The following is a 21,727-nucleotide window of genomic DNA, read 5'->3' as shown; positions in this document are numbered from 1 at the left end:
AAAAATATATTAAAACTATTAAAAAAAATCACACTAAAACAAAAATACAAAAGCAAAAATAAAAGACAAGCTATAATTACTTATAACATTCCCGTTTAAAACATACACCTCTTTTTAATTTTAAAAAAAAGTCATAAACACAGGCTAGTAAAAGAAAAATATTAATTGAGTAGTTTATGCGTAGTGCTATTTATTTCTACAATAGTCTTTGAATTTAAAAAAATAATACATTTGTATATAACACATTCTCAATATAAAAAGAACATGAAAAAATTATTACACATCGTTTATTTTACATTATTGCTTTTTGTTTGCGCACAATTAAATGCGCAAACAATAAATTATAAAAAAGAAGCACTAAAGGAAAATAGTAATTTTTACGAAATAGTAAAAAAGACTAGGCAACAATTTATAAATAAAAAATTACATTCGAAAAGTGTAGAAACTATTTTAGACAAAAAAGAAAAGAAATTATTTGAACGTTGGGTTTGGATTTGGAAAGATAGAATAAACCCAGATGGAACTTTTCCACAAAAACAAGTTAATAAAGAAGAATACTTAAACTTATTAGAAAACAACACCAAAACACAAGCTAGATCTTCTTCTACTACAAAACCTTGGACACAAATAGGTCCAACTGCCATTGTAAATAAAAACGGTAATTTTGATTACCCAGGCCCAGGTAGAGTTGATGTTGTGGTTGTAGACCCAGGAAATTCTGATATAATGTATATCGGTACAACTTCTGGTGGATTATGGAAAACTACAGATGCTGGTGCTACTTGGACTCCAAAAACAGATCATTTAGCAGGTTTGGGAGTTACAGATATCTTATTAGACCCAAATAATACAGATATTTTATATATGGCAACGGGAGATAGAGATAGTTCTTACATTAGTTCTATTGGTTTATTTAAATCTACAGATGCCGGAGAAACTTGGGCACCAACGGGTCTTACTTTTTCATTATCTCAAAACGAATACATTAGAGATATTTCTTTTGGAAGAACTCCTGCTGGAGCAATAGTTTCTACAACTATCTTTGCTTTAACAAATGAGGAAATTAAAAGATCTACAGATAGTGCAGCTAATTGGTCAAATATTCCTGTTAGCTATACTTTTAGTCCATTTCAAGAAAAATTCCAATCAATGGTTTTTGACCCAAATGATGGAAATAAAATAGTTGTTTCAGATTATTATGGTGGTATTTATTACTCAACTAATGGTGGTAACAGTTTTAAACTACATGATGTTTATCAAGGTGGTAACAATCAAAAAATATTAAGAATTACTGCAACACCCGCAGATAATGATCATTTTTACGGAATAAATCAAGATGGTACTTTTCAAAAATATCGTTTTGCCTTTACGGAAGATGCTGCAGATTTAATTAAATCTACAGATGTAACAGCAGATATTAATGGCACACCTACCCCATTTAATTCTCAAGATGGATACATACAATGTATCGCTATTTCGCCTACAAACGCAAACAACTTAATGGTGGGTGGTGTACAAGGATGGAAATCTACAGATAACGGAGATAATTTTACTCCTATTTTAAATGCATATTCTAATCCACTACCTAGTGGTCAAATTCATGTACATGCAGATCATCACTTTTTATTATTTACCGATGATTCTCATATTATTAACGGAAATGATGCAGGTCTTAGAATGGGATCTTTTTCACCAACTTCTGATGAAGATTTTCCAGACATTTCTAGTGGGTTAATTATTACGCAAATCTATAATATTGCCATCACACATGGTTTAAATGGCGACGATTACATGATGGCAAACCAAGATAATGATGGTTTTTCTAAAGTATGGAAAGACGGAAAGCAGCAATGGGTTGCCGCTGTAGCAGGTGATGGAACAGGAACAGCTATAGATATTGTAGATCCTACTATTAGATATTTAGGAGGTACAAGTGGCCAATTAAATAGAACTAATAATGGATATGCAAATGGGTATGATTCTGCTATCAAAATTCTTAGGTCTGATGCAGCAAATGCAGAATTTATTTCACCTCTCGCCTTGCACCCAACAAATGCAAATATTGTTTATGTAGGTCATGGAGATGTAAAAAAATCTACAGATAAAGGAGGTAGTGTTGACCTTGAATATAATGCCGGAGTTTCTGATACTTTTACAGCGCTTAACTCGGGATTAACACAAACTTCTTTTTTAGATGTTTCTCTTAACAATTCGGTTATTAGAATCTTTGCAATTGGAAACATCTCTGATGAGTCTACACTTAGAAGAAGTATAGACGATGGTGTTAATTGGACTACAATAGCAAGTCCTGCTGGTGTAAAAATAAACAGTGTATATGCAGTACCAAATACAAACGTAGTTTACGCAACAGCCTCTAGTTACAGTGCTGGTAATAAAGTCTATAAAAGTACAAATAATGGTGATACTTGGACCAATATTAGTGGTGATATGGATAACATCATTATGAAAAAAATTATTTTAGATCCTAATAAAAATAATGAAACTATATACGTAGCTACAGAGTTAGGCTTATACTATACAGACAATAGTACAACAAGTTGGAAAAAACTAGGCACAGGTTTACCAAACGTTATAGTTACTGACATTAAAGTTAGCAAAAATAATGGAAACGTTTATATAGGTACTTTTGGTAGAGGAATGTGGGTATATGATGATCAAAAATACTTTGACAACACCACTCCTGAAAACGTATATTGGTCAGACGTAACTAGTTGGGAAGGTAAAACTTTACCTACAACTACAGATGATGTTTTTATAAAAGCAGGCGAAGAAGTAACATTAGATTTTAACGGTGCAGTTGCAAAATCTGTAGAAATTGCCGATAATGGTTTTTTATATATTGAAAAAAATGCCGATTTAACCATTGAAAATAATTTTGATTCTAATTCTGCAAATAGTGGTGTAAATATCTATTCTGATGCAACGGATAGTGGAACCTTAATTGTAAAAGGAAACAGTACAGGTAATATTACTTATGTTAGAGGTGGTTTATTAGCATCAAAATGGAGTCTTGTTACTCCTCCTGTTGCAGGACAAGCTATAAAAGATTTTGCTGAAAAAGTTGATAACGACATCAGAAAAAACACAAATACAGGTACTGATCCAAATAGATTTGCAATTGCTAAATATAATGACGCAAATGCAACTGGTGAAAAATGGGAATATTTTGACGTAAACGTTGCTACAGACGTAGAGTTTGAAAAAGGTGCTGGATACTCTATATCTAGAAATACCGATGGGGAAGTCAACTTTACAGGTACCATACAAACAAGCTCTTTAAACGTAAATGCTACGCATGATAAATGGGTGGCAGTAGGTAATCCTTTTACAGCCTATTACCCAGCAAACAAGGGAACTTCTGGAGATTTTGTAACAGAAAACACCTCTAAACTAGCATCTGACGCACCTTCTGTGTATGTTTGGGACAATAACCAAGGTAAATATGTTTCATATTCAGATGAATCTATTGAAGCTAAAGTATTAGCTCCTGGTCAAGGATTTTTTATAAAAATGAAAGCTTCTGGTACTGATGAAATGGTTGCTTTTAATAATCAATATATAGGCACCAAATCATCACTTACAGGGAACTCTGTTTTTAATAAAAGTTCTGAAACAAAACCTTATGTTAAATTATTTATTTCAAATGGACAATTAAAGGTAAATACAGATATTATATTTTCTAAAGAAGCAACAATAGGTTTTGATGCTGGAAAAGATATTATCAATTTTAATTCTTCAGAATTTGATTTAACAACAAAATTATTAGACAACTCTTCTAATAAAGATTATACACTTCAATCTATACCAAGTGATGATTATGAAAACCAAGTGATTCCTTTAAATCTAAAAGGTAAAGCCAACGAAAAAATTACTTTTTCTGCATTAAATAGTAATTTACCTGATGGAATGAAAATCTTTTTAGAAGACAAAGAAACCGGTAATACTTACGAGTTAAGTGAAACTAAAAACTACACATTAACTTTAGCTAGTGATACAAGTGGTTTTGGTCGTTTTTACGCACACTTTTCTACAAAAGTATTAAGTGTTGCTACAAGTGATGTAACAAAAATTGAAATTTATAATACAAATAATTTATTACAAATTAACGGAACAACTGGTCATCTAAAAATTGATTTATTTGACATTAACGGTAAACGTATTTTTAATCAAAACCAAACTTCTAACAAATTTAGTCCCGTAGATTTAAATGGTTTTTCTAGAGGAGTATATCTTGTAAAAGTTACTTCTGAAGGAAAATCGGTTTCTAAAAAAATAATTATAAACTAACTATTAATCATCATCATGAATATTAAAGACAATAAAAAAATAGATAGAAAAGAAGCTTTAAAAGAAATAGGTAAATATGGTAAATACGCTGCTTTAACAGCTTTAGGTACTTACATGATCTTAAGCCCTCAAAAAGCGCAAGCTTCCTCTGTTCCAGAATCTCCCGGAGCAAATTTCTAAAATAAATTTAAAACTCGATACTAAATTTAGTATCGAGTTTTTTTTGCAACATACCATTCTAAAAAAAATATTGATAACAACTTACCTGTAAAAACTACAATAAAAGCATCCTATAAAATAAGATTACACGTATCTTTAGACCCTAAAACACCCAATAAAATTATTGGTTAGTGCTTATTTTTAGACCTAAAATAGTTAATGAAAACAAAACTTCTTATTTTTAAAACGGTTGCAAACCATCTAAGTTTTACAAAAGCTGCAGAACAATTATTTATCTCTCAGCCTGCCATTTCTAAATCTATTCGAAATTTAGAAGAAACCTATAAAACCACCTTATTTTTAAGAAAAAGAAACTCCATAGAATTAACAAATGAAGGAAAGGCTTTTTTAATTTACACTAATAAAATTTTAGAAATTTATGCCGAAATGGAAAATCAATTTTTGCATAAAAATGAAACCTATCCAGATTTAATAAACTTTGGTGTTAGCACAACGTTGGCAAATTATATAATGCCAAAAATAATTGCAAAATTTAGAGTACAATTTCCAAAAACAAAATTCGAAATTACTGCCGGAAATTCTGATGATATTGAAGAACTTATCTTAAACCAAAAACTAAATTTCGGAATTATAGAAGGTAAAAACACCAACCGAAAACTACAATTTAATAAGTTTGTAAAGGATGAAATTGTTTTGGTTACCAATACTAAAAACAATACTTTTAAAAAAGGAATTATCAATCTAGAAACACTGCAAGAAGTGCCATTTATTATGCGAGAAATGGGCTCTGGAACAAGAGAAATTGTATTTGAGCATTTAGACAAACATCAAATTAAAAAACTAAATACCGTTGTAACTTTAAACAGCACAGAAGCCATTAAAAACTATCTTTTAAATTCTGACAACTTTGCTTTTATCTCCATTCATGCTATTTCAGATGATTTAATGAATAATAAACTTAAAATAATTGATGTAAAGGATTTATCTATAGAACGATGGTTTTATTTTGTATCAAGAACAGGATATCAATCTAACTTAATGAATTACTTTGAAAAGTACACTTTAAACAACCATAACATTTAGTTATATCAAACAATAATTTAATTTGCTTAATAGTTATTCTTAGTACCTAGTTTTGTATCAACAATTAGTAATGATATGAAAACTACAGTACCTAAAACTATCTTCCTCTTAATTATTATAATCACTTTCTTTGGATCAATAAATAGCCCAACAGCTTTATTACTAGGTTTTGTATTTGCTATCATTTTTAAAAACCCCTTTAAAACAAAAAGTTATAAAGCAATTCACCTCCTTTTAAAAGTAGCGGTTATAGGTTTGGGCTTTGGAATGCTAATTAAAGAAACATTAACAACAAGTAAACAAGCCTTTAGCCTAACTTTTCTCTCAATTATCTTAACAGTAAGTTTAGGGCTGTTATTAACTAAATTATTTAAAATTGATAAAAAACTAGGGCATTTAATTACTTCAGGAACTTCTATTTGCGGAGGAAGCGCCATTGCTGCCATTGCGCCAGTAATAAAAGCAGACAGTAAGCCAATAAGTGTTGCTTTAGGCGTAGTTTTCTTATTAAATTCTGTAGCCTTGTTTGTTTTTCCTGCAATAGGTCATTTTTTACATTTAAGTCAAGAACAATTCGGTTTATGGTGTGCAATAGCCATACACGATACGAGTTCTGTTGTTGGTGCTGCTTTAAGTTATGGTGATGATGCGCTAAGAATTGCTACCACCGTTAAACTATCTAGAACACTTTGGATTATTCCTTTATCTATTTTATCAATGTTTTTGTTTAAAACAAAAGGTGATAAAATTAAAATTCCGTATTTTATTTTACTTTTTGTACTCGCTATTTTTATAAACAGCTATCACATAATTCCTTTTACAGTAACCAATGAAATTGTATTCTACTCTAAAAGAATATTAGTAGTAACCTTATTTTTAGTGGGAGCAACAATTTCTACGCAAGATTTAAAATCAACAGGAATAAACCCCATACTATTGGCTTTAAGTCTGTGGATATTTATCTCTATTTTTTCACTTATATATATTACCTATTAGAAAAAAATAGCATCAGCAAACATTATTGTTTACTTATTTAATAATAATGTTTTAACAATTTAATAAATATAGAAATTTACAAAACATATCCTAAAAAGGTAAATTCACTACTATTATTTAGGATAAAAAATATAAAACTTTACAACATTCTATTTCTCAATCAATTTATAAAACTTAAACAATAGACAAATAAAACTAATTTATAATCAATTTTAAAATCAATTAAAAGAACAACTTAACAAACTAAAATACAGTTAAATAGGTTTCAAAAAAAAGAAAACAAAAAAAACCAATAAAAGGATTCATTTTAAAAAGGTTAATTCATAGATTTTACTATATTTGACCCCTTTAAGAAAAAATTGCAATCCCTCCTTACAATAGATTTTATCTATTTTTTTATCGAATTTTATAGATTTTAATGTGTGAATTTAACCAAACAAGCATGAAAATTAAAAAACCATTGTCCTTTAATCACAAAAGGAAAATTTACTACATCTCTTTTTTATTGATTTGTGGTGTACTATTAAATACCTATGCAGATTTAAGCAATACTAAACTAGTTGACTTTTTAGCAAACGTACCTGCAACCGTTTATGGCAGTACTAAAAACACTATTAAACCAACAGTAGCACCAACAGTTAGTTTTACGTTTACAAATAATAATGCTTGTTCTGGTGAAGAAATACAATTTACAAGCGATGTATCTGGAGCAACAGGAGACCTAACGTATAGTTGGGATTTTGGTGATGGTATTACTTCTGATGAAGAAAACCCTATCCATATTTTTGAAGCTCTTGGTTGTGCTATTACTCTTAGAGAGTTTGAAGTTAAACTAACTGTTACAGATGATACAGGTATTTTTGAATCTACTCCACAAAAAGTTTCTGTAATTGAAAAGCCGGGTGTAGAATTTATAGATTTAGCTTTAAATAATTTTAATAATTGTGGCAATACTTCTTCTACAAGTGCAGAATATAAAATAACAGTAGATAAAATTAACGCAGATGCCTGTATTACAAACATCTCTATAGATTGGGGAGATGGTACATCTGGCGTACCCAACGCTACATTTCCTATAACACATACATACACCAAAGTAGGTGGTTATCAAATGAAAATAACAACAACGGGAACTAATGGTTGTTTAAACGAAAAAATATATCAAGTAAGTAATGCCTCTAACCCAGGTGGTGGTTTTGAAAGCCCTGGGAGTACTAGTAATTTATGTGCCCCAACTGCTGAATTAGAATTTGGAATTACTAATTGGGGAGAAAACTCAGACGACACAGAATATATTGTAGATTTTGGAGATGGAACAGTAGAAACTTTTACACATAATACTTTAAAAAACTCACCTTCTTACAATCCTACAAATCCAGAAAACTCAACTACTTACCCTGTAACTCATGCATATACAACAGGGAGTTGCTCTCTACCAGATGGAAAATTTACAGCTGTACTAACCGTAAAAAATGCCTGTGATTCTACAGATTTCTCAATCTCTAATATTTCTGTTTTAGAAACTTCGGAAGCTAAATTTGATGCTGATGAATTAGGTTGTGTTGATACTTCTATTTCATTTAAAAATACAACAATTGTTGGTGATGGAATTGGCTGCTCTAGCACTGCTAATTTTTCTTGGGATTTTGGTGATGGTACACCAATAGTAAACAGAACTAGCAAAACAAACGTACCCCATACTTATACTTCTCCAGGCAAATACATGGTTACTTTAAAAGTTACTAGCACATGTGGTTCTAATGAATATGAGAAAGAAATATGTATAATACCAAAAATGACTCCACTTTTTATTGTAGATAACGAAGAAGGATGTATTCCTTTAAAAATTTCTGCAACAAACAAGACAGATACTTCTAATGTATGTAACGTTTTACCAACCTATTTATGGACGGTAAATTATGTTGCAGATAATTGTGGCATTACTGCTGATTGGGAATTTCTAAATGGTACAAATGAAACTTCTGAAAATCCACAATTTAATTTCAAAACTCCTGGAAAATATACACTAACACAAGAAATTACAACCACTTGTGGCAAAGAAAAAGCTACAAAAATTATTGATGTAAAAAAACCACCTACCGTAAATATAAACGACATTGCTGATATTTGTGTAAATACAACGATTGCCCCAACGGCAACTATAGAAAACTGTACCAGCGATGCTAGTGAAATAACTTACAATTGGACTTTTACAGGAGGTTCTCCTGCAAGTGCCACCAGCTTAATCCCTGGAGACATTACTTACGCAACTCCTGGAGTTTATACAGTAACGTTAAAAATAAATAGTGCTTGTGGAACCGTTACAGCAATTAATAAAACTTTTGAAGTTTATGAAATACCTGTAATTACAAACACAGTCTTAACACAAGAAATTTGCTCTACACAGACCTCTTCAGAAATTACATTAATGGCTGATGACCCTAGAACCACATTTTCTTGGTCAGCAATAGCAAGCAATTCAAATATTTCTGGTTTTACAGCTAGTGGAACTTCAAACAAAATTCCTGCTGAAAAACTAACAAACTCAGGAAATAGTGCAGGCACCGTAACTTATACAGCGGTTCCTAAATTAGGTCCCTGCGAAGGGACACCTGTAAATTTTACTGTAACAGTAAATCCATCTCAAGAAATTACAACACAACCTACTTCTTATGCTATTTGTTTAGGAGACGCTCCTACTAATTTAGAAGTTAACTACAATAACGGAGCAGGAAACATACAATGGTATTCTAATACTTCCAATACAACTACTGGCGGAAATATAATTAATGGGGCAACTTCAAAACTATATATCCCAACAGTTACAAATACAGGTATAATTTATTATTATGCAAAAATTACTTTTCCTCCTGGTATTTGCTCTTCTACTTTAACAACTAATATTGCAAGTGTAACTGTAAATGAAACACCAGCAATTGCTGATGCCGAAATTAGTATTTCTAGTGGAGATACATTTAATTTTGATCCAAGTATTATAACAAGCAATACAGTGCCTACAAATACAAAATATACTTGGTCTACCCCTACTTTTAGTCCTTCTGGTGCTATTACAGGTGCTTCTGCAGCAAACACACCACAAGACAAAATTAGTCAGACTTTAAACAATACCATTACAGCCAACGTAACAGTTACCTATACCATAACGCCTATAAATACTGCAACATGTACTGGCATTCCTTTTACACTAAAGGTTATTATTACCTCTAATATTAGCTCTAATCCAATAATTACAGATAATACTTGTTTTGAGTCTAATGATGGTAAAATAGAAGTTACTATTTCTGGTGGAGTTCCTTTTACTACAGGAAATGCTTATAACATTTCTTGGACAGGTCCTAACGGATTTACAGCTAATACAACAACAATTACAAATCTAAAAGCAGGAGATTATACATTAATTGTTGAAGACCAATACGGAACTTCAGACCCTAAAACATATACTGTAAAACAACCAGAAGCTATAAAAATTACCACAGATCTAGAAAAAAATATTTCTTGTTTTAATGGAAATGATGGTACTATTAATGTTAGTGTTTCTGGAGGCACAGCGCCCTATACTTATAACTGGACAACTACAGACGGAAGTGGAATTGTTTTAAACTCAGAAGACCAAAATACATTAACTGCAGGAACCTATAACTTAGAAATCATTGATGTAAATAATTGTACTACCTCAACAAGTTTTACACTTTCTCAACCTATAAAAGGGCTAGAAATAGCAGATTCAAAACAAGATATTGCTTCTTGTTTTGGTGATTCAACAGGAGCTATAGACATTAATATTACAGGAGGAACAGCTCCTTATTCTTATAATTGGACAACAACTGATGGAAGTGGATTGGTTGCAAATGCAGAAGACCAAAACAATTTAACATCCGGAACATATAACGTAACTGTTACGGATAACCTAGGTTGTTCTACAAACGAATCTTTTACCATTAATGAACTATCTACAGAAATAATGATAGCCGTTACAAAAACAGATATTGACCCTTGTATGGGTGTAAATTATGGAGAAATTACAGTAAATCCAAGTGGAGGACAACCTCCATATTCAATATCATGGAATCATTTAGCCAACGGATTCTCACTCTCTAATTTAGATGCTGGCACTTATATAGCAACCATTACAGATGCCAATAATTGTACAAAAGAAGAAACCATAATTATAACACAACCTAATTTTAATGCAAATGCTACCGTTACAAACCCTATTTGTAATGGAGATAAAGGAGCTATTTCTTTAAATATTAATGGTGGTATCGCTCCTATTACAGTAACTTGGGACGATGATGCAACTGCAGGAATTCAAAGAAATAATCTTTCTGGTGGTACCTATACCGTTCATATTACAGACAACAACCCTGCTAATTGTCCAATACAAAGAACTTTTACCATCATAGACCCTCCTGCAATTGCTATTTCTAGTACGGTTATAGACGATACAGATTGTAATCTAATTGGTATGGGAAGCATTGATTTAGATGTTGCTGGAGGAGTTGCACCTTATACTTTTTTATGGAGTAACGGAGAAACTACTGAAGATGTAACAAACCTTTCTGCTGGAGATTATTCTGTAGAAATTACAGATACTAACGGCTGTAGTACCACAGAATACTTTAACATTTTTAGACAAACGCCACTAAGCATCAACTTTGAAGAAACCGTAACACCAGATTGCGACCTAAAAACGGTAAGTCAAACAACCACAGCAAAGGTTACCGGAGGATTTTTACCTTACACCTATACTTGGTCTGATGGTTCTGTTTCTGCCTTAGAGAACAGTATTATGACTACTGATCAGAATGGATCTTACACCCTAACCATTACAGATGCTAAAGGTTGTACAGAAAGTAAATCTGTTTTAATAGACTTACCATCAATAGGAAATATCGATTTTAATTACAACTCTTTTACATTAAACGAGTATAATCTACTCTCCATGCAAGACCCCATACAATTTACCAATTTATCTACAGGAAACTACACAAATTTATCTTGGGATTTTGGAGATGGAAGTCCAATTGTAAGAGATGAAAATCCAATACATACGTATGATAAAGTAGGTACTTTTACAGTTACCTTAAAAGCAGATTTTGAACCAGGTTGTACAGTAATTCAAGAACGAGTTTTAAATATTACCAAAGGATATCTTTTAGTCAATCCAACAGCATTTACACCTAATAACGATGGCTATAATGAAACTATTAGACCTTCTTATAGAGGCTTAATAGAAATAGAAATGACTATTTATAATACTTGGGGAATTGCAATTTATTATGAAAAAGACATCAACCTAGAACTAAAAGGATGGGACGGAACAGTAAAAGGAAAACTCGCAGAAAATGGTAATTACATAATGCTTGTTAAAGGGCTTACTTTTTACAATACAGAAATTACATCATCAACACCTATAACACTTATAAAATAAGATGAAGAAAATTATACTCCTACTTTTTGTTTTAGTTAGTACACAAACATACACCCAAGACGTTATATTCTCGCAAGGATTCTTGGTCCCAGAAACATTAAATTCTTCGTTTACAGGAGCTATTAGAAGCACCAAAGCAGGTGCTGTATTTAGATCTCAATGGAGAAATAGTGCCTTTAAAACAAATTCTAATTATGCTTTTTTTGATACTTGGTTCGAAGGCTTTAAAACCGGAATTGGAGTAAGTTTCTTAAACCAAACAGAAAGCGCCTCTTCGTATACTTTTAATCAAGTAAATTTAAACTATGCAATGGCTTTTCAAATTAGTGATACTTGGTATTTTAGACCTAGTATTTCTACAGGTTTCGGAATGAAAAATTACGGATTTCAGAACCTATTACTAGAAGATCAAATTAATTTAAATAACAATATTATAAACACCTCTACCTTTGATCCGGCATTGCTAAGAGAACAACGAAATTTCTTCGATTTTAGTTCTTCTATTTTATTTAATAACGATGATTCTTGGTTTGGCTTAACCGTAAAACATTTAAACAAACCCAATATTTCTTTAACTGATAGAGGTAATGCTCCTTTAGATGTATTTTGGTCTGTACATGCAAAATATTATTTACCCCTTTTAGAAAATTATAACACCTGGTTTGCAAAAAAAAGTAAAATTTATCTATTATCTAACTTTATGATGCAAGGCAAGTTTAATAGATTAGATTTAGGTGCACAATATGTTTTTGATGATCAATTTTCTTTTGGTATGACAGCAACCACCTCACCAATGAAAATTGAAAACAATGCTTCTTCTTTAAGTTCTATTAGTACTTTTGCTGGAGTTAGATGGCAAGGGTTTCGTTTTGGTTACTCGTACGATTTTAGTACTTCTAAACTAGTAAATACAGGTGGTATTCACGAGTTTTCTATTTCTTATGATTTTGAAATTAACATTAGAGCACTTAACAGATATAAATGTGTTCCTTTCTTTTAATTCGATAAAAAATATTAATACTATTTATTCTCTTCTATAAAAAAGGTATGCTAATTAATTTAGTTGATAAAAAGAAACAACCTCAAATAAAATAATGTAGCTATTGTAAATACTGCCCCCCAACACTATTTTTAAAAAACCAATTATATTAAATGAAGTTGCATTAAAGTTATTTAAATAAGAAATAATTTTTATTCATTTCTCTATTCTACAGTATTATTAACATTATAAATTATATCCAAAGGAAAATCTTTAAAATTGTTTTTCAAATTTATTGGTATAAAACAAAAAAAGACTACGGTAATCCGTAATCTAGTGCTTTAATCAGAAGAAAAAATCATAAAAACAAAAAAAACAGCTTCTTTTTTATATCAATAACATCTTACACACAACAAAAAAACACCCTAAAAAACGAATAGTATTAATTATTGATACTTGAAAAAGTGAACTAAACTTTAAAAAAAATCATAAAAAAACACTATCAATTTAACATGATAGCGCTTTTTTTAAAAATAAATTATATAAAAGTTACTCCTTAATTATTTTTTTACTAAAAGTAGCATTGTCACCACTTAACTTAACAATATAAACACCGCTTGCAAGTGTGTTTAAATTTATCTCTACTAAAGATTTTCCATTCACTTTGCTTGTTATAACTTGATTACCTAGTAAATTATAAACACTAATATCTTTAATAGCTGCACTTAAACCTTTAATTGTTAATTGGTCTTTTACAGGGTTTGAAATAGCAACGGTTTCAAAACCTACGGTTTTAGTACTTAATACAACTGTAGCTGGTTCTAACAACCATCTAGAAGTAGCATTATAAGGACCTGCGTGGTTTACAAAATCACGTCCATTTGTAGATACCATATATACATTATTGTTATTATAACCAGTTATTTCTCCAGAACCGTCATCATCTGGAGTAACAATAGATCTAATTTGAAAATAAGTATCTCCTCCTTCTTCATCTGGTAATGCTCTTGGTATTACTATAAAAGTTCTATGTTCTACCTTTGGCATCTGTGGATCATCAAGTTCACGCAAAGTCATTCTACTTCCAGAACCTGTATATTCTGCATTTCTTAAGTGCAAATAGGTTAGAGGAGATAATTGAGCACTTGCAATGGTGTACGTTCTATACGCTTCTCCTGCAAATGAAAAGAAGCCTCCTGCTTCTTTAAAAGTAAATATTTGAGAATTATCTGTATCTGCCAATTCTTCTAAAGGAATACTATCTGGGTTATTGCCATCTTTATTTGTATTATAAGTACTAGGAATTGTAGGATACAAACCTTCCGTTAAAAGTTGTATTCTATAATTACCTTCTCCAGGAAAACTTTCTTGAGCAGATACTTGAAAGGCAACAAAGCAAGACAATAAAAAGACAATGTTTTTAAATGTAATTTTTTGCATAATATAATATTTTAGTTAAAAGTTTAAAATTTCCAAATACATATTTTGGATATACACAAAGCTAAACCTCAACATTATAATTCTTGTCCTGTTTTGCCCTGTGTTAATTTTTAAATAAAACTAATCACCTTTAAATATTAAGCACTATGCATCAAATAATTAACTCTCTCTTTTTTTTACAATTTTAATAAGAAAACGCTATATATTTAACAGGCCCTACTAAACCAGAAATATCTAATTCAGTTTCTTCTTTTTTAGGAGGGCTTGTTGTCCATGTTTTCTTTTTGCCTTTGGCACGGGTATTATCATAAATTAATTGATTTCGCCACGTGTTGGTTACTTTTATTTCAATTTTATTTTTTCCCTTTTTAAGTACATTACCTATCTCAAATTTATATGGTGGAGCCCAACGTGTACCTACTTTTTTGCCGTTGCACCACAATTCAGCTATATTGGCTACGTGCCCTAAATCTAGAATCGTATTTTTTTCAAGATCATCAATTTCTATTTCTTTAGTATAAGTAACTGTTCCTGAATAGTGTTGTATGGCTTTGTTATCAAACTCTGTAAGTGATTTTAATTGAGAAACCTTAACCGACTCTGGAGTATCCCATCCTGGTTCAAAAGCCACCTTCCAATTATTCTGAATAGAAATTTCTTTTACATCAACTTTTATTGATGAGACTCCTTCTGTATTATAAACTTTGTAAACTCCAGATGTAGATGCTTTTATCTTCTTGTTTTCTATTTTAACACGAACTAAATCATCATTTTTATGGGTACGATACCAACCAATTTCTGAACTTAATACCGGTTCCCCTTCAAATTCCACTTTTGTTGCATACGGCGTTTTATTTCCTTTAGGAAAAACAACAATTGCACTTCCGCTAGCATCAAAAGATACAGCCACATTAATTCTATCTTTTGTTTTGTTCCAAACAGTGGCATCATATTGTTTTCCTGTAAAAGCATCCCAAAATTGAGGATAAGCATTTTTAACTCTAAAGCTTATTGATACATCTGTCGGTTTTTCACTCTTAGTAGACACAAAATAAATATCAGCAGCATCGGTTTTACGATGAATCCATTGTACATCGGCATTTTGTGGAACTATTACATCTGGCATAATAGTTTCATTTTTTAACACTTCTTCTATAGATGTACCCCAATATACTTTTCCTTTCCCTACTTTTTTTACTCCACTTTTAGCATTTCCCCATAATTCATTAGAAATTGCTAATAGCGTTTGTACATCATTTTCATCATCCATTAAACTAGGGGAATCTGTAGGTTTATCCCCCACAATTACAGCTCCATTTAATACTAACTCTTTTAGTTTCTTGGCTGTAGACAATAGCATATTTTTAGAATCTCTTAAAAGAATAACACGATAATCTCCAGCATCTTTAACATTAATTTTCTCGTTTTTAACAGTTAATTTTTGCTGTAATATTTCTTCATTTAAATAATCATATTTATAGCCTTTTGGAAAATCATTTAAATCAAAAGGCGGACGCTCAAAATGATCGCCATAATACCAAAGTACATCAGCTGCAAATTCTCCTTGCTGTAATACATATTGATTACGAGTTAAATAATCAATCCAATCTGGCATGTATTTCCACCAAGTTTGCGCTCTAACAAAAGGAAACCCTATATTACCTCCAAAACTAGACCCGGGATAGACGTTGGTTTGAGGTGTATGAGAAAACGTATGAAAAACCAAATGATTTACTCCTTTTGTAAAATTATAATCTATTAAATACTTTACACTAAATGGGTGTTCATTCCATTTTACCCCAACTTGCGTACAAGCTTCTGCTGCTAAAACAGGCTTATTGTATAAGTGCGTAGCTGAAGCTGCTGATAGAATAGGTTTGGCAAATTCGTTTTGATTAGACGGTGCTTTAGGGTACCAAAACTCTGTCATTGGAATATCACTTACTCCATAATAACGCATAGGGTCTATAGGTAAAACTTCTCCTCCGGCACCTTCGGTATATACCTCTGCTCCCATTTCATGAGCGATAGTTGCAAAATGTTCAAAGAAATTTTCGATAAATAAATCATCCATTGTTTGACGTAGATCTCGTAAAAATTTAGTTGTTACTTCTGGGCTATCTACAATATACCCCATAGTTGCGGGCAGATATTTTACCAAATCATAACCTCTTCTGTGTTTAAATTCCTTAAACATATCATCGGAATTCATGGTCCAAGTGGGTACATGACTTTCCCAACTATCTATTAACAAGCCTTGTAATTTTCCGTTTCCTATTGGACCTCCATCTTTAATTAAATTTCCTATCATCCCTTTTTTAAGATGATTTTCTATGGCTTTTTTATCTAATTTGCTAGACTCCCAACCCGTTGCTTCTGGAACTGCAGGTTTATTGGTTAATCGCATATTGATATGACCAAAACGAACTACCGTCCAATTTCCTTTTGGAATACTCCAAGTTAGTTTTCCATCAGAAGTCATTTTATCAGTTAGATTAATAATAGAATTCCTTTTTACAATAGTATTTTCTGCATATTTATAGTGTACATCTTTTTCCAAACGCCTTAATACTTTGGCTGCTTTGGCTTCAAAATTATGGTTTTGAGGTTTAGCGCTTAAACGTATAGTTTCTGGAGCAATAGTATGATTTCCTTTAAAAGTAAATTTAAACACCTTAGCGGTAGTTTCTGGAATTGCTAAGGTTAAGTACTTTCTTCTATCATTCCAATTCGCATCGGGTACGTTAACAGTTGTTATTTCTCTAAATTCATCATTAATTAAGGCTTCAACTTTAACAGCAACATCTATCTTAGGATATTCTGTTCCCATAATCATATGTCTAGATTGCGGAAAAATAATAGAACGCAGTGTTACCACTGTATCAAACTTAGTTTTAACCCAAGTATCCTCATTGTTTATTTTAGAAATTCCCTGAGCTCTATACTCTTTTAAAGGTTTATCTAATTGAGTACTTTTACGAGTAACTATAAGTTTTGAGTTGGGGTTAAAAATATCTACCCAAGGAATAACTTGATTATTACTTTCAACTTCTGATGGATTAAAAGGGTCTAAATGATCTCCTTCTGGAGTAGGAAAAGCTAAAACTTGAATATCTTTATAATTATAATCTGATGTTTTATATAATGAATCTAATTTTAGAATTTCATTATATTTTTTCCCTCCGGATACATGATACACAGATTCAACCACTTCGCGCTGTGCTTCTTCTACAGGTACCCAAGGACCTCCTGTCATAGACCAACCAGGACAATTTTGCATTGTAAATTTTAAACCAAGACGTTTACATTCTTCTGCTGCATGACGAATCATATCTTCCCATTCGGGAGATAAAATTTTTATTTGATTCACCTCAGGATATGGTCTTCCGCTTTTATTAAAGAGCTGAATTCCTTGCAATCCTGCAGATTTTATTGCTTCTAAATCTTTAGTAAGGCCTACTTTACTAATATTGTTTCCGTTGATATGAAACCATGTTTCCGGTCGATATTGTTTAACTGGAGAAACAAAACCATCACTTAACGTTTTAAAATCTTCCGTTAAATCATTTTCGGTAGATTTACATTGTATAAATAGTATTAAGTATAATAAAAAAAAGAGATTTTTCATTTAAAATAATTTATAAATAATTTACTAAAAATAAATAATTTATTTCATTTCATGAATTAACATCCCTTTTAATCTAAAAAAATCCCCCCAAAAGCTATGCCATGGGGGGATGAATTTATTATATAAAAATATATTTATAAATTACTTTTTAATTACTTTAATAAAAACAGGAGTCTCTAAATTTACTTTAACAAAATAGATTCCTTTTGCTTGATTTCTAATATCTAATTTAGCATTACCTCCGTTTACAGGTTGTTTTTTAGAAACTACTAATTGCCCTTGAATATTATAAACTTGTAATTTTATATTTTTAACATTTAAAGGTAAATTTATTTCAAATAATCCTTCCGACGGATTAGGAAATACAGTAACACGTTTCTCTAAATTGTTAAAATCTAAGGTTGATAATGTATAATCTAATGTGTATTCTAAAAATGCTTTTCCAGATGCGTCACCAGTAATTGTTTCATCTAAAAAAGTAAGCTGACTTCCTTTACCAATATATAATGAAACATCTGTATTTGTCGCTTTTTCTATGGTACGTACAATTCCAAATCTACCTGTAAAGGCTATATTTAAATCGCTTAATTGAATTGCTTCTTCGCTATCATTCGTTAGAATAAAATCTGTTATTTTTTGTCCATTAACTTCAGATATAACTTTTACACCAACAACTTTATTATTATTAATAATATTAGACGTAGACTTAACACTACTTATGGCACTACTAGAAGGTTCATATATTGTTACAAAGGGTTTATTCCATGCTTCACCATATTTACGCATCATAAACATTTGCGTCTTTTTATTAGAATATCCATTTCTAACATATTTAGTTGCAGGCGCTAAAGCGGATGAGTACTCCTTTTCGATTCCTCCAGGAACATTTACGTGTAAATATTTGTTATCAAATTGTAAATCGAATCTCGCTGAAATAGCATCGGCTGTTAATTGAGATGTTTTTGCATCTGTATACCATCTCCATCCCGGTTGTTTTCTACTATCACCTAAATCATTATTATATCTTTCTGGTGTAGCTGTTAAATTAAGTGCAATTTCTCCGGTTTTCATTTGCATTACATCTCCCAAACCATGAAAAAGGTAATCGTGATAGTTATTTACATCTTTAGAAATAGATCTAAATACATCTACATAATAACCAGTTGTAGCACTTGTTCTAACAATACTATTTGTACGTTGTTGATCTAAATTATTATTACGATCTTCTAAAAATTGAGTTGAAAACCCAAAGTTATCTGAAATTGGATTCGCATATGCCTCTGGCTCACTTGCTTCTAAAACAATAGGATCTACAATATTTAACCAAGTACCAGAACTAGAAACACCTCTTTTAGTAGCTCCATTTACAATAACTGTATTGTGTGCTGCATGAGAAACGGCATAAGTTTCATGAATATCGCTACCATAATCATCATTACCATAATCTGGTCCCATAATATAACCTGCTCCATAAAGTTCCATATCTAAACCTGTAGCATGTGCATGCACATAACTACCACCACCGGTATAATACATTAAACCATTATCTACATTATTTTCCTCTACAAAATTACGTTGCATAACCATACCTGCATATTTTGCAGTAACTGTATTATATAAAGGTGTACCTGTACTAACTACTGCATCATCTATATTTACACCCCATAATAATTGCAGTGGGTTATTCCATTCTAAAGATTGAGTTTCTATAACAGGTTTGTAACCACCTTCATCATTGTATCGTTTTTTAAGAGTAATTGCAGCTTTTTCTTTATATGCTGCCAACCCTAAACGATCTCCCATAGCAAGTACGTTTCTATAAACATGGTTATCACCTGTAAACGTTCTACCTATATCTCCGTAGGCAATAGTAGACCCATTTGGATAATAAAAATTATCAAAAATAAAAATACCGTCTAATAGGTTTAAATTATTCTCTATTATTTTTAGTTCTGGTTTATATCTGTCTAAAACATTCATAACTTTCAAAACAATAGCGTGTGTAAATTTACTATACCCTACAGCTTCTGGCCACATACTTTCTTCTTTGGTAAAGTGGTTTAACATCCATGTAATTCCGTTTTGATTAGAATCTCCATTCCAAAGTCTTTGAAAATAACGCTCTCTCGTAGCATCATCTTCCATACACATTACATTGTATAAAGCACCCGTTAATTCTAAAACAGGATGGTTTGAGTTTGTACCCCCAACTTTTAAAACATTTTCTGCCATTACCTCAAAGGCTTTTTGAGATGTATCAAAATTAAAAGGAATACGTGTTTCTGTTTCATAATCAAAAACAGTAGTAGTTTCTTTAGAAATAAAAGAATGAATAAAATCATAAGCAATTCCTACACGTGGAAAATGCTCTCTAGTTTGAATTAAATGATTAAAACTACTTGAATAAAACTTAAAGTTTAAAGGATCTTGTACACTAATCATTTTTACATAATGATGTAAAATATCTGCAGATAATTGCGCATAACCTTCATTACCTGTTAAATAATAAATAATACCACATTCTACTGCTCTGTTTAAAATAGTTCTATGTGTACTTCTATCACCTGGTATACCTGGTATCGATTTTAATATAAACTTAGGGTCGGAAACATGAATTTCTTCGTACAAAGATTGTCTTTCCATTAGTTGATTAAACATACTACTAGCCCAATCATAATAAGCAATATTGTCTAATATTTTTTGTTTATCAGCATTACTTACTAAAATGTGCGGATGTTCTAATGATTGTGTTTTAACAATTTCTTGATTTAATAAATCTATAAATTCAAAATTATCAAAATCTAAAATTCCTTTTGGTAAAAAAGAATTGTATTGTAATTTAAAACTACCTAAACTTAAATCTTTATTTCTAGAAGCAATATCATTAAATACTTTTGTTGTACCTACCCAAATTTCCCAAGTATCATCTGCAATACTTTCTGTAGAATTATCTGGTGCTAAATATGTTTGTGTACTACCACTATTATTAACCATAAAGGTAATGGTTTGTTTGCCAGAAAAATCTACTGATTTGGCACTACCATTATCTAATACTTGTAAAAAAAAACTTCCTGTAGTTTCACTAATCCCTAACCCAAATCTACTATGAACATCTGCTATTGAAGTACCAACTCTTGCAAAACTAGGACCAAAATAAAAAGACATAGCCCTTCTATCATCTGGATGGTCTTCATTTTGACCTGCAACAGCAAAATCAAACTTCATTTTCATTAAAGTTGGTTCTTGTGTAAGATCTGTGTTAATATTTCTATAAAAATAAGCAGAAGAACTTCCTGTTTTAGTAAAACGTAAAGCTCCGTTTGTTATACTTGATAAAACTGAAGAACTGTTGCTAATTTTTGTAAACTGACTAGAACTCGGGTTATCACTAGTATAGTCTGCACGTACTGTAGATTCATTAAAATCTTGCTTAAAGATTTCTACCTGTGCACTCGAAGAAATTGTAAAAAAAAATATTACTGAAAATAAAAGTACCTTTTTTATCATTTTAAAATTGTTTAGAACATAATATACACTATACTTTTTTAGCGTATTTGTAGTATGTATTATACACAAACACGCTAAAAAGTAAGAAGAGTAAAACTATATTACAAAACAATATTCCCTGTCCTGTTCTATCGGAAATTATATGTTAAAGTTA

Annotated in this window: 9 protein-coding genes; 6 read left to right on the top strand and 3 right to left on the bottom strand. The window is 31.1% G+C overall.

All coding sequences use genetic code 11. The features are described from left to right. Nucleotides 1–264 precede the first annotated feature (264 nt). The 6 genes from WG951_RS13080 (at nucleotide 265) to WG951_RS13055 (ending at nucleotide 13,019) form a co-directional block, all read left to right on the top strand. A complete protein-coding gene (locus WG951_RS13080) occupies nucleotides 265–4,308 on the top strand; it encodes a T9SS type A sorting domain-containing protein (protein ID WP_105047407.1) in 4,044 nt (1,347 codons plus the stop codon). Nucleotides 4,309–4,323: 15 nt separating this feature from the next. Further along, nucleotides 4,324–4,488 (top strand): hypothetical protein, encoded by a 165-nt coding sequence (locus tag WG951_RS13075; protein WP_170062846.1) that lies wholly within the window; start codon nucleotides 4,324–4,326, stop codon nucleotides 4,486–4,488. A 198-nt stretch (nucleotides 4,489–4,686) separates the two neighbouring features. Next, a complete protein-coding gene (locus WG951_RS13070; RefSeq protein WP_105047406.1) occupies nucleotides 4,687–5,571 on the top strand; it encodes a LysR family transcriptional regulator in 885 nt (294 codons plus the stop codon). Nucleotides 5,572–5,646: 75 nt separating this feature from the next. Next, nucleotides 5,647–6,567 (top strand): YeiH family protein, encoded by a 921-nt coding sequence (locus WG951_RS13065; protein WP_105047405.1) that lies wholly within the window; start codon nucleotides 5,647–5,649, stop codon nucleotides 6,565–6,567. Between the two features lie 442 nt (nucleotides 6,568–7,009). Next, nucleotides 7,010–12,019 carry a PKD domain-containing protein gene (locus WG951_RS13060; RefSeq protein WP_170062845.1) on the top strand — a complete coding sequence of 1,670 codons (5,010 nt, stop codon included), beginning with the start codon at nucleotides 7,010–7,012 and terminating at the stop codon, nucleotides 12,017–12,019. 1 nt (nucleotide 12,020) lies between these two features. Continuing rightward, on the top strand, nucleotides 12,021–13,019 hold the full coding sequence (locus tag WG951_RS13055) for a PorP/SprF family type IX secretion system membrane protein (protein ID WP_105047403.1): 999 nt from the start codon (nucleotides 12,021–12,023) through the stop codon (nucleotides 13,017–13,019). A 528-nt stretch (nucleotides 13,020–13,547) separates the two neighbouring features. On the opposite strand, the gene WG951_RS13050 is transcribed toward WG951_RS13055, so the two are convergent. From WG951_RS13050 to WG951_RS13040, 3 genes are all read right to left on the bottom strand, one after another. Continuing rightward, a complete protein-coding gene (locus WG951_RS13050; RefSeq protein ID WP_105047402.1) occupies nucleotides 13,548–14,438 on the bottom strand; it encodes a T9SS type A sorting domain-containing protein in 891 nt (296 codons plus the stop codon). A gap of 184 nt (nucleotides 14,439–14,622) precedes the next feature. Then, entirely contained in the window at nucleotides 14,623–18,066 is a 3,444-nt protein-coding gene (locus WG951_RS13045; RefSeq protein WP_105047401.1) for a glycosyl hydrolase, read from the bottom strand. 141 nt (nucleotides 18,067–18,207) lie between these two features. Further along, complete coding sequence (locus tag WG951_RS13040) at nucleotides 18,208–21,573, bottom strand: T9SS type A sorting domain-containing protein (RefSeq protein WP_105047400.1); 3,366 nt, start codon at nucleotides 21,571–21,573, stop codon at nucleotides 18,208–18,210. Nucleotides 21,574–21,727: the final 154 nt, after the last annotated feature.

Source organism: Polaribacter butkevichii, from assembly GCF_038024105.1.
GTDB classification, from domain to species: domain Bacteria; phylum Bacteroidota; class Bacteroidia; order Flavobacteriales; family Flavobacteriaceae; genus Polaribacter; species Polaribacter butkevichii.
Note: the sequence above shows the minus strand (reverse complement) of the source record. Positions and strands in the feature narration are given on the sequence as shown.